Here is a 12684-nt window from a genome sequence, read left to right on the forward strand (position 1 = left end):
AGTTTCTAATACTTTTTCATTACAACCGTAAAGTCATCTTGCGAATAACCATCAATAATAACAACGTTATTACACAGCGTTCTACAAAAGCGATACACACCTTGTTTATTGTATCCGGTGAGTAACGATTGTTCAGGGTAAGTATTTGAGTCCAATAAATTAAAAATGACGCATTCACTCGCCATCTCATACATATGAGTAATCACTTTCGTTAAGTAGTTTTCATCTCGAGATTTATAATTAAGCGAACCACTTGCAATGACAATATCGCAAGAACTGACATTTACGGAACTCAAGTCACCCGCTATGAATTCGCAACGAGGATCGCGGTGTTGAGCTTTTGCTTGCTTTAAAAAATGCGCTTGTTGATCAACACCAATGTAGCGCTGTAAAGAATAGAGGTTTGAAAGGTAATCAAATAATTGCCCGTAGCCACAGCCTAAATCGACCACTGCGCGGTTTTCAAATTCTGTCGCATACGCAATAGCGGAAAACCTAGCAATCTGAGCGTAATGGCTTGACCAGCCTAATGTACGCGCATGGCTTTCTTGAGTTGCGTCTTTCCAGATTTTAACTCGCTTGCGGTGATACAAATAAACTTTCAGTCGATCGCGCCAATCCATTAAGAAAAATCTACGTAAACTTCACGCCCTGTATCCAATGACTTATTTTGATACTTCCAATGGTATTGGCTCAAAAGCCTTTCTGTTAATTCTAACCCAAGCCCAAAACCTAAGTTATTGTCTTCATTTGTTCCATCAACATTTTGATTAATAACGTGGACAGTCAAACCATCTTGAACAATCGAAACGCACCCTTCTTCAGTATGTTGAAATGCATTACGCACCAAGTTCGTCAATACAATTCGGCACAATCCTTCAGGTAGAAGACTAGAAGATAAGTCCGTTTTTAAATGGATTTCGACAGACTTCCCATTGAGAAGGTATTCAAGATCATGAGTGAGTTGTTCTATTATTTTACCTAGCTGGATAGAATTCATAGGCAAGTCTTTATCTTCTTGGCGAGTCAGCCACAATAGAGTCTCAGTTAAGTCAGTCATAGTGAAACCAGCGCGCTTGATACGGTCAACCACTTCTAATTGTTTCTCTGGGCTTTTACCTTTTTGAATCAACTTTTCAAGCAATTCGCTGTTTGTTCGAGTAACGGCAATTGGCGTTCGTAATTCATGGCTCGCATAACCTAAGAATTTTTGTTCCCTTTCTAACCCGTCCTGCATTGAACTCACGCTGTTTCTGATAATGCCTGCTAACGTGTTTAATTCACTGTAGTGGAAGTCAGGAATACTCCTTTCGATATTATCTTTATCGAGTACTTTCGCCCAATTTTTCAATTCTTCAACAGGGGTCGCTACTTTGCGGAGTATTAATATCAAAATGACAAAAAACAGAACTATCGCGGCAAGTGCTGTGACTAAAATAGTAATAAAGTGAGGCAGAGCTTTATCATCAAAAGAATTACCAAGCTCTTGTTTGAATATGGCTGACACATAACGAACTTCATCCCCATTCATGACTTTCATTGCAAAATAGCCGGCTTTAGGAGGCGCAAATAAGGACTTACCGATGATCTCCTTGGTTATTTCGTCAAAGCCCACTTCCGCTAACTTTAAGTTATCTTGAATTTCTTGTGGCAAATCATTCCACTCAGTCGCTACCGTAAATTCTTGAGCAGTAACAGGGTGCCCAGGAGCCGCAGCCGCTTGATGAGCTTGAGCACTCATCGAACCTCGCATTGCCACGTCCATGCCTGAGATAAAGTAGCTCACACTTAACGCAGACATGATCACAATCGTGGTGATACCCGTGAGCAGCATCGCTAGTAATACATATAACCTTAAACTCGGTCTTATCTTCATGATTCAGACGGTTCCTTTATCGCAAAGCCCTTACCTGTCACTGTGTGCACCAATTTTTTGTCAAAGCCTGTATCTACTTGCTTACGCAGGTTAAAGATGTGTACTTTCAAGCTATTGCTATCCGGTTGCTCTTCGCCCCATACCCCTTGCATGACTTTTTCACGAGAAACCGTCTTGGGGCTTTCACGCATCAGGATTTCTAATATTTTGAATGCCGTAGGGGAAAGTTTGAGGGGCTTTCCAGTCCGGTAAGCTTGCTGTTGCTGTAAATCGATATCGAGATCCAACACAGATAAACGGCTAACCTGCCCACTTCGACGTTTCGCTAGTACTTGAGCTCGCACAATCAGTTCTTCCATCGCAAAAGGCTTCACCAAGTAATCATCTGCACCCATAGAGAAACCCGTAAGCTTATCGTCTAACGTATCTCTGGCCGTCAACATCAAAATTGGTGTATCAATGCCTTGCGCACGAAGTTTCTCGCACACCTGTAATCCACTCATTTTAGGTAGGTTAAGATCTAAAATGATCACATCATATCTTTGATTGCCGTTCTTCTGCTGGTTCTCTATTAAACTAAGTCCAGCCACACCATTAGCAGCATGATCACATTGAATATCTTCTAAATCGAGATAATCAATCACTGCCGTGGCTAAATCTAAGTCGTCTTCCACCAGCAGTAATTGAAGTTTATCGGTGATCATATTTACCTCTACGTTTAAAAAGATTAAAGGTTGGAAACTGAAATAGCTTACCACCGCCTGAACATCTTGCCAGACAGTGGCGATTCTTCTGTTAACTCATTCAGCTTTGTCTACATACTATTAATAACAGATATTATTCAGACACTTTCAACTCAGTCTGCAATTGAGTGTTTTGATCAGTATTAAATCGAGCTTTCAAAGTTGTAATAAATTCTTTAATTTCACACTGAATCATCAGTAATGACGGCGTTAATATTAGGGTAATGAATGTGGCAAACAAAATACCATACCCAAGCGCTGCAGCCGCTGGAATTAAGAATTGAGCCTGTAACGATGTTTCACTTAGTAACGGTGTTAAACCCGCGAAGGTCGTGACCGATGTCAGTAGCACGGCTCTTAATCGGCCAGTACACGCTTGAACAATCGCATTGCGTGCAGACATGCCCTTTTCTTTAATTAGTTCATTAAAACGAGAAACGAGTAATAAGCTGTCATTTACCACCACACCACTCAAAGCCAAGATACCATTTAACGATAAGATGCTGATTGTTAAATCATTCCACCAATGCCCTAAAATAGCGCCAACGATACCAAATGGAATAGCGGTCATTATGATAAGTGGTTGCACATACGATTTTAGTGGAATCGCTAACAAGGTATAAATCGCAATCATTGCCAGTAAAAACATACTGGTCATTGAGCTGGCAGTTTCGGCTTGCTCTTCCGTTTCCCCAGCAAAGTTTACAGTTAAGCCTGGGTACTGTGTAAGCAGCTCTGGAACTAAGTTTTGTTGTAACTGATTTACCAGCTCGCCTGGAGCCATAATGTCTTTATCTAAAACCGCAGTGATATACACAGCTCGTTGACTATCAATTCGCGTAATTTCTGAAGCTTGGTAATCCGAGTAAATGTTTGCAACTGTGCTTAAAGGCACAACCTTACCATCGCTGGTTCTCACATTAGCTTGGTTTACATCAGCCATGGTTTGACGATCGTCTTCTGGGTAACGCACTCTCACTTTTACTTCGTCTTTACCGCGCTGAAATTGCTGAACAATGTCACCACCAAAAGATTGTAATACTTGTTTTGCTAAGCTTGCTGTATCAAACCCTAAAGCTCGACCTTGCTGAGTGATTTCAAAACGATACTGTGACTCACCTAAGTCAAGGTTATGATCAATGCCACTTACGCCAGCCACACCTTCAAGTGTTTCCACTAATTGATTACCCGCCGCGCTTACTGACTCATCACTCCACGCTTTTAGTTCTACTTTGAAGTTATCGACCATCTCCATTTTTGACAGAATCTTTAGCTTCTTCACGCCTTCCATTTGACCAACAGTCTCTTGCCAAAGTTGTGCGAATTCGTTAGCTGAATACACGCTGTCACTGTCTAACTCAATTCTTACTTGCCCTGAATCGTCACTGTCCGCAATGACTTGTAGGCTCAGCAATTCACTCTCTTCGTCTGCTGCGCTGTACTGAGATCTTAAACCTTCATCAACCTGAACGGCTGCCGCCTCTAACTCTAATAGGTTCGTTTGCGTTTGCCCAAAGCTTGCATCATTTTGCATCGACATATCGGCAGTCACTGTATCACCCGGCATATCAGGGAAAAAAGCAACTCTCACATTGCCTGTCATTGGCAAACCAACCACTAAAATGAACAGTGAGATAAACACCATGATCACCGCGTAGCGAAGTTTTAAAGCCCAATCAATCACTCGGCTATAGATACGAACGTTGAACCACTGTAGAGCACTGTCAGCCCCATGTTGAATACGGCTCCAAACGCCTTTTTTCTCGCCTCGGTGGGTATTAATGTGCGCTAAGTGAGAAGGTAAAATAAACTTCGACTCAACCAATGACAGCAACAAACAAATGGTGACAACCGAACCAAACTGAGCGTAAATTTGCCCCATTTTTCCATCAACATTTGCCAGCGCTAAGAATGCTACAACCGTTGTTAACACACCGAATATAGTCGGAGACGCAACTTTCATCGTACCGCGAATCGTGTTGTTGATTGAGTCTCCTTCTTCTTTTCGAGTGGTATAAATACTCTCTCCCACCACTACGGCATCATCAACCACGATTCCGAGTGCCATAATGAAGCCAAAAGTCGTCATTTCATTGATGGTCAGCCCCATAAAGCTGTCAGTCATGAAGAACAAAGTGCCGCAGAAAACAAATGGTAGACCAGCAGCCACCCAAAACGCGACTCGTACATTAAGAAATAACGCCAGCACAATGAACACTAGTCCAATACCCGTTAATGCGTTTTTCACAAGCAAGGCTAAACGGTCTTTGATCATGGTACTTTTGTCGTACCAGGTTTCAATTTCTAGACCATCTGGGAGTGCATTACTTGCTTCCCAACGATCAACTACTTGCTGAGCTTGTTCCACAATACTCACAACGTCGCCATATTCATCCATGACGATTTGTATCGCAATCGCGTTTTGTTGGTTATAACGAGACAATACAAAGGTATCGTCGGCAAACATATCTTTAACTGTCGCGATATCCCCTAATGTAATTTGAGTACCATCGCTATTCGTCACGACCGGAATAGCGTTAAAGTCTTGCAGTTCATAAGCTTGCTCAGACACTTTTAAACGAACAGTTTTATCCCCGTTACGTAAACTGGTTGATAGCGCAGTGGATGATTCAGCATTAATCGCTTCAGAGACATCCGTTAAAGTCAGTCCATAGGCTTGTAGCTTACTTTCATCAACTTCAACCGAAATCATTGGGTCGACTTTAGCTTTAATTTCAAGATCGCGAATCGCAGACTGGCCCAGTAAATCCGCTTTCAGTTGCTCGGCTAAATCTTGTAATGTGGCTCTGTCCGCTTCACCGTATAGCTGCACCCAAAGCGCGTGATCTTGCATTCGAGCTTTATCAATTACTGGGTTGTCCGCCCCTGAAGGCAAGTTATTGATGGCATCGACTTTGGTTTTTACATCTGTCAATAAAGTATCTAAATCGTAGGTACTTTCTTTTTCGATTGAAACATGGCTGCCATTTGCATCTGAAGTCGAAGTAATGCGTTTGATGCCCGGCACGGTTTCCAAAGCATCTTCAATTTTAATCGCTAGCCCTTCTTCTGCTTGAATTGGGTCACCACTGTCATAGGTGACTGAAACCGTCACAACATCAGGTTCTAAACTTGGGAACGCTTCTTTACGCAAAGAATTCAGCGAGAATAAACCAATCAAAATAACACCAACTAGTAATAGATTTGATGCTACCGAATTATTAGCAAACCAAGCTATTGGTCCGGTGTGCTTTTCCTGATTTTCATGGTTGCTTTGAACTTCTGGAAGTTGAGTGTTTTCAGACATAATTAACCCTCAACCTTAGCCATGACTTTCATTCCCACTTGGAAACTGCTCAACGGACGTTTCACTACGTGAACAACTGCTTTGGTGCTTGTATTCAGGTCGAAATCCAAGCTATTTGGATCAATGTAAATCAGACCATTTATTTCAAACTGAGCTTGTGCTGAAGATTTTGCTAGTAACCCTTGTGAGTCCACCACCCAAACATCACCCTGCTGTGAAAGTGCAGAAGCAGGAAGTTGCCACAATTGATCCAAAGCTTTACCCGAGATAACCGTCTTAACAAACATACCAGGATAAAGATCTTCCACTTGTTCAAGTGGGTTTGCGACCACAACAATCAGCGAACGCTGACGAGTATCTTGTGATAAATGCTGCTCGACTCGTTCAACATTGCCCTGCCACTGATGCGCGCCATCAGAGCTTTCCAAAGTTACTGGCCAAGAGGTACTTTGAAGCTGTTGGTTATCTAAAGATGGTAAGTTTTTCCATTGGCTTTCTGATAATGGGACCGTCACCTCTACTTCATCGATGCTATATAAAGTCGCAACTTGAGTACCCGGTTGAACATAGCTGCCAGGTTGAATATCTCTCGTCACCACTAACGCATCAAATGGGGCTTTCACTTGCGTTTTCTCAAGATCTTGTCGTGCTTTTTTAAGCTCTAATTGCGCATTTTCAAGGGCGGCTGTCACTTGCGCTAATTGAGGCTTTCTCAACACTAGCGGAGAATCCGGTTCGCCTGATAAACCCGAATGTTCCCATTCTGATTTAGCTTGCTCACCTTGTCTTTGCTCTTCTAATAAATTCAATTTTGCTTGAGCAACATTCGATTTTGCTAGCGATACCGCTTGCAGGTAACTGGTATCATCAATACACGCAATCACGTCACCTTTGTTAACCACTTGCCCCGTTTCAAAAAGTGTACTCACACTTTCAACACGCCCGCTCACTTCAGCTGAAAACATCAGCTCATAACGTGATTTAACTTCACCATGACCAACAACTTCTGCTTGGTACTCACCAGAAGTCACATTAATGATGGAGACCTGAGGTAATTTAGAAAGCGCTTCTTTTTCAGAAGCTTGCTCTGTTTTCGAACCTTGTTCTTTTGTGTGAATTTGACTCTGGCTAGATGGTAAGTCTCCAGATTCAGGTGACACGTTAGGAGGCTCAGGTTGCACATGAGAAGATAAAGCCGACTCTGGGGCTTTTTTCACTGGCTCCATTTGAGAGCCATTAAAAGCCACCGCTGCAAATATGCTTGAACCCGCGATAAGAGTAATTGCGATAGTTAGTTTGTTGAGTTTCATGCGGATGCTCCTAAGCCAAGTGCTAGACCTAAATCAATTCGGTTTATTAAACGGTTATAAATTGTTTGTGTGAGTTGTGCTTCAAGATCGTAGGTTTGTTGCTGAACGGTAAGGAGATCAAAAATGTCGACTAAACCCTGACGATACTTTTCTTCGTAGCTGATAAAGCTGCGTTGAGCGCTTTCTAAAGCAAGAGCTAAATGTTGTTGCTGAAGGGCTAAAGAGCCTTCTTGCCCCATGGTATTTTCAACTTCATTCACCGCATTAAGCAGTGTTTCTTGATAAGCCCAATAGCTTTGCTCTGTTGTTAACTGTGCCACTTCCGCTTGTGACTTCAGTTTCCCACCTTGGAATAATGGTGCTGATACTTGCCCTAATGCGCTCCATAGCGGACCGGTCAATAACGCTTCACTTGGCGACTCTGCCATGTCAGTTAAACTAGCTGAAAGACTAATAGAGGGAAGCATCGCTTTATAAGCTGCATCCGTTCGTAGTGCTTCCGCTTCAATGTTTAAAAAAGCAGATTGGAGATCAGGTCTGCGAGATAAATTTTGATCTGGCATCACATCTAACGGATTTAAGACTTCAGGGAAAACAACCGGAATAGACACGTCTAATGACTCGCCAACCCACTGGCCCGTTAACAAAGTTAGGCTACGTTTACTGCTTGCAAGTTGCTCTCGGTAGTCAGCTAAGGTTGCCTTCGTTGATGCGCTGTTAGATTTAGCATTATCGAGGTCTTCTAAGCTTCCTAAACCAGACTTATATCTGGCTAATACCAAATCTTCATTGTTCTCAAGAACCACTAAACGCTGTTCTTCAATCGTCACTAGCTGCTGTTTCAGGCTAATTTCTAGCCACGTGCGCATTAAGTTCGCCACCACTAAGTCTTGTGCACCTTGTAAGCTGGCATGAGAACTCATCACATCTTTCATGGCAGCATTACTGCTGTCTGCCAGCTTTTGCCACAAATCCAGCTCCCAGCCAACAGTAAGGTCGGTGGTATAAGTATCGTCACTGTCTTCTTGCGCTTTACCACTGAAGCTGGCTTCAACGGTTGGCAAACGGTCAGCTGCGGTTATACCTTGCTGCGCGTAGGCAATATTGAGTGCCACTACGCTTTGCTGCAAACTCGGGTTGGTTTCAAGCGCTTGAGTAATGAAGGTGTCTAATTCAGGTAAGCTCACCAAATCCGTGATTTGTATGGATGGTTCAGTTTGGTTGTTTTCACTACCTTGAGCCGATAAGTGAGGTTGTTGAACAAGATCCAGCAACAATTGCTGATTTGTAGAAGCGGTAGTCTGTTCAGCTAGGGCCGTGTAATCCGCTTGATTCGTTGAGCTGCAACCAATCAAGCCGACTAAAGCCAGCGAAAGTAGGGATTGTTTTAAAGGAAGATTCAGTGTCATCTTCATGTCTCCTGTTAGAATGGAGACAAATTTAGCAACAGAGAGGTTAAGGCAGGGTTAACGCTAGCTTAAAAATAGAATTTATCGAAAAGAAAAAACAAAAGTCAGTGCCTACATGTGAAACAGACTGCTGAGCTCCACTTACTACTTACTAACGGGTTACATCGGATAGTGACTAGTCTTCTTGCCCCGGAATAAAACTCGCCAATTTATAGCCGATAGCGTAACTCACAACACCTATCGTAAAAAATATTAATAAAGTGAATGCGGTGGCGACAAACGAAGACACGCCAAAACCCCAGACAATGGTAAAGATTAATCCTTGAAATGCTTCTTGTGGCCACTGTGACATTGGAAAGTGTGAGCCACCAACGATGATATAGGATGCGCTAAACAACCCACACAAGACCGCAGCGATACCGAAAATAATTTTGAAGTTCATAACGTTAACCTAATCCATAACTTGGAAATAATGCTTTATTAGCAATAACAAATAATGACACTTTTAACAGTATACATCACCTGGTGAAGACCCACTATGATGACAAATAAGCAGCATTTCGATTTTGTAACGAAGTGCATCCAAAAAAATTAAAAAAAATTCACATTATTGTAGCTTATAGAGAATGTCATACCTATAATGCGCGCACATAAGCCTATTTTACGACCAATAATAATGTTTAAGCATTCATTAGCAAGAGCCGTTTCCCTTATTTCAGATAACCCGTATATCAACGGAGTCTGTAATGTTTTCATAATGCTCCTGCCCGTATCTTTAATTTCTGCATTTTGCATGCTACTTGGCAATGCCACGTCTTATTTTGAGTTACATGAGTTTTCACAACGCCTGTACAGCATTAGTACCCTTGTATGGCAGCTGTTTCCTATATTATTGATTGTCTACTATTCCCAGTTTTTAGCTTCTATGCATAAGCTGGAAAGGATCTCATTAATCACCCCCTCGATCGTAATCTACTTTATTGTCAGCTATCAATGGGAGCTACTGAAAGTCGGCACGGTTATTCCAACGAACTATCCATTAGCCATCTTGCTGCCTATGGCTATCTGTTTCTGTTTAAAACTCACTAAACAAAAACGAAAACGCCAAAAAATAGAGCTGCCAAATGTGGTCGAAAAATCCATTGAGATGATCCTATCTTGCTCTGTATTAGTCTTTTCGTTCTCGACAATCAGTTACATACTCAGACATATCATCTTTGAAGATGTGGTTCTTGCCAGCTACTTCCCACACTTAGATCCACATTCACTGCTGGATGGTATTGTGTATGAATTGGCTCGAAACCTATTTTGGGCGATTGGTGTAAACGGACACATAGTACTGGCTTCTTACAAGAGCGAAATCTACCACATGAGCATGCATTTGGTAGAGCAGCACCAAACACTTGGGACGCCATTACCTATACTAACCAGTAACTTCTATGATTTTTATGCGGGGTTAGGTGGTGCTGGAAATACCTTATCTTTAGTCATGTGCATGATACTGTTCTCACGCAATGACAGTTACAAAAAACTGGGGTGTGCCGTTCTAATACTGAGTCTATTTAATATCAATGAACCCGTTATTTATGGCTTACCGATCATGTTTAACCCCATTTTGATCATCCCATTTTTAACCATTCCTGTACTCAGCTTAATGATCGCATATTTCGCCACCAGCCTTGGTTTTGTTCCGCCAATATCAGAAGTGATGAGCTGGATGACTCCCCCTTTAATCAGTGGATACGTAGGTACTGGGAATTCAATAAACGGCGCTATTTTACAAGCACTCATTATTGGTATTGGCGTACTGATCTATTTCCCATTTTTAGGAAATATGAAAATCTAGGGCGAACTCGTCATATCTTCACCAACTCAGCTTCGAAAGAGTTTTTTAATAATGATGATGTATCAAAAGGCCAGTCCATGAATACATTCATCCCTCACCTCTCAAACAATATCTCAGCACAAAAATGCTTGAATGAGTTACAAGAAAGCGGTGAATTTACGCTATTCTATCAACCGCAATACGATATTACTCACCAGCAAGTCGTTGGGTTAGAGGTGCTCATTAGGCACAAAGGCTACGATGGAAAAATCACTCCTCCCTATTTCCTATCCAGTTTTGCCAGCTTAGGTATTATGCAAGATCTCGATTTGTGGGTGATTGAAACAGCCTTACACGAGGTAACTCCTTTTGCGGATTCTGAGAATTTCAAAGTCTCCATTAACGTTTCATCTGACACTTTGTTAATAGACAATTTTGCAAGTAGCATGCGTAAGTTAGTGGATAGCAGCGCCCTACAAACTCACCAGGTAGAGCTTGAAATAACAGAAGATGTACTGGTCAAAGATGAGAATAAAACCAAGCAAACGGTGGATGAACTTAGAGCCTCTGGTATTTCCGTTGCGCTGGATGACTTTGGTGCAGGTTTTTCATCACTTGGTTATTTATCTAAATTTGAATTCGATAAAGTAAAAATTGATCGTTCATTTGTACTCAACCTATCCAGTGATAAAGGCAAAGAACTGTTTAAACTAACCAGCCAATTGGTACAAGTTGGTGGGGCAACGGTGGTGGTTGAAGGCGTTGAAGAGAAAGAAGAACTTGAGTTCATTTCAAAACAAAACATCAGCCTCATTCAAGGTTTTTACTTTTATAAGCCAATGCCTTTTGAAAAAATCATAGAACTGAACTTATATTCGACATCGAGCTCATTGGCAGCAAGTTAATAGGCAACTAACGTTCTAATTAGTAAAAATCTTATTCAATTAAAATCCAAAGTAATAAAAAGGGCATACCAGAATGTATGCCCTTTTTTCTAAGCTTATAAAAGGAAGAAAATACCCGCTAAACAAGCACTCATTAAGTTAGCTAATGTACCCGCAGCTACGGCTTTCAAACCTAGGTTTGCCACTTCAGCACGTCGCTCAGGTGCAATCACACCAATAGATCCTAATTGAATCGCAATAGAACCAATGTTTGCAAAACCACATAATGCAAATGTGATGATCACTTGGCTGTGCTCAGAAAGTAAGGCTTTGTTTTCCACAAAATCAATGAAGGCTACAAACTCATTCATCACGATTTTCTGACCAATATAAGAACCAGCCATAAGTACTTCATCTGCCGGAATGCCTATCAGCCATGCTAAAGGTGAGAATAGGTAACCGAAAATCGCTTGCAGTGTAATGCCAGCAAAACCAAACACTTCACCTAAACTTTCAAGACCCGTGTTCACCATTGCAATCACACTCACAAAGGCAATCAACATAGTACCAACGGCTACAGCCACCTTCATACCATTCATTGCACCACTCGCTAGTGCGTCAATTACATTGCTTTGATCAGCTTTATCTAACTCAATGTGCTCGTAATCACTTGGCGTTCCGGTTTCTGGAACAATGATTTTTGCCATAAGCAAACTACCAGGCGCAGCCATAAAACTTGCCGCAATAAGGTATTTAAGTTCAACCCCTAATCCTGCATAGCCGCCAAGCACACTACCAGCAACAGAAGCCATACCACCCGCCATCACAGCGAACAATTCAGAGCGAGTCATGCTTTTTAAGAATGGGCGAATAAGTAGAGGTGACTCACCTTGAGAAAGGAAAATATTACCTGTCGCAACCAAAGATTCTGCTTTACTTGTGCCTAGCAATTTTTGAACTGCACCACCTAATACTTGAATCACTTTTTGCATGATGCCTAAGTAATACAGAGCTGAGATTAATGCACTGAAAAAGATGATGATTGGCAGAACACGAACTGCGAAAATAAAGCCTTCTGTCGCTAAGCCACCGAATAAGAAAGCAATACCAGCATCCGCAAAGCCAAGTAAACTTGAAACACCGCTGCTTAAACTGGTTAATGCAATTTGACCCCAAGGGAAATAAAGCACTAATGCTGCGAAGCAAACTTGCAATAAGAAAGCTCGGCTGACTGTTTTCCAGTTAATCGCGGAACGACTTTCAGATAATAGGTATGCGCAAGCCATCAGCGCAAGAACGCCAACAAAACCAAATAAAATATTCATATTGT

The 12684-nt window shown here is 41.8% G+C and carries 10 protein-coding genes; 2 read left to right on the plus strand and 8 right to left on the minus strand.

Annotated elements, in window-relative coordinates; all coding sequences use genetic code 11:
- Positions 1-5: 5 nt before the first annotated feature.
- The 7 genes from L4C37_RS04475 to L4C37_RS04505 form a co-directional block, all read right to left on the minus strand.
- Positions 6-623 carry a class I SAM-dependent methyltransferase gene (locus tag L4C37_RS04475; RefSeq protein WP_273293947.1) on the minus strand — a complete coding sequence of 206 codons (618 nt, stop codon included), beginning with the start codon at positions 621-623 and terminating at the stop codon, positions 6-8.
- Positions 623-1876, minus strand: coding sequence for a sensor histidine kinase (locus tag L4C37_RS04480; protein WP_273293945.1), 1254 nt, complete (start codon positions 1874-1876; stop codon positions 623-625). Before L4C37_RS04480 ends, L4C37_RS04475 begins: the two co-directional genes overlap by 1 nt.
- A complete protein-coding gene (locus tag L4C37_RS04485) occupies positions 1873-2580 on the minus strand; it encodes a response regulator transcription factor (protein ID WP_429767992.1) in 708 nt (235 codons plus the stop codon). Before L4C37_RS04485 ends, L4C37_RS04480 begins: the two co-directional genes overlap by 4 nt.
- A 133-nt stretch (positions 2581-2713) precedes the next feature.
- Entirely contained in the window at positions 2714-5926 is a 3213-nt protein-coding gene (locus L4C37_RS04490; RefSeq protein WP_429767993.1) for an efflux RND transporter permease subunit, read from the minus strand.
- A gap of 2 nt (positions 5927-5928) precedes the next feature.
- Entirely contained in the window at positions 5929-7236 is a 1308-nt protein-coding gene (locus L4C37_RS04495; protein ID WP_429767994.1) for an efflux RND transporter periplasmic adaptor subunit, read from the minus strand.
- Positions 7233-8645, minus strand: a complete 1413-nt coding sequence (locus L4C37_RS04500) for a TolC family protein (protein ID WP_429767995.1) — start codon at positions 8643-8645, stop codon at positions 7233-7235. Before L4C37_RS04500 ends, L4C37_RS04495 begins: the two co-directional genes overlap by 4 nt.
- 175 nt (positions 8646-8820) lie before the next feature.
- On the minus strand, positions 8821-9087 hold the full coding sequence (locus L4C37_RS04505; protein WP_137373689.1) for a hypothetical protein: 267 nt from the start codon (positions 9085-9087) through the stop codon (positions 8821-8823).
- Positions 9088-9321: 234 nt separating this feature from the next.
- Here L4C37_RS04505 and L4C37_RS04510 point away from each other — a divergent pair, with 234 nt between their 5' ends.
- The gene (locus L4C37_RS04510) at positions 9322-10491 is read left to right on the plus strand and encodes a PTS transporter subunit EIIC (protein WP_429767996.1); all 1170 of its coding nucleotides are present in this window, start codon (positions 9322-9324) and stop codon (positions 10489-10491) included.
- A 77-nt stretch (positions 10492-10568) separates the two neighbouring features.
- Positions 10569-11375, plus strand: coding sequence for an EAL domain-containing protein (locus L4C37_RS04515; protein ID WP_429767997.1), 807 nt, complete (start codon positions 10569-10571; stop codon positions 11373-11375).
- Positions 11376-11470: 95 nt separating this feature from the next.
- Here L4C37_RS04515 and L4C37_RS04520 read toward each other — a convergent pair whose 3' ends face one another.
- Positions 11471-12679 (minus strand): NupC/NupG family nucleoside CNT transporter, encoded by a 1209-nt coding sequence (locus L4C37_RS04520; protein WP_137373688.1) that lies wholly within the window; start codon positions 12677-12679, stop codon positions 11471-11473.
- Between the last annotated feature and the right edge of the window lie 5 nt (positions 12680-12684).

Origin of the sequence: Vibrio kagoshimensis (assembly GCF_050337535.1) — a bacterium.
Lineage (GTDB): Bacteria > Pseudomonadota > Gammaproteobacteria > Enterobacterales > Vibrionaceae > Vibrio > Vibrio gallaecicus.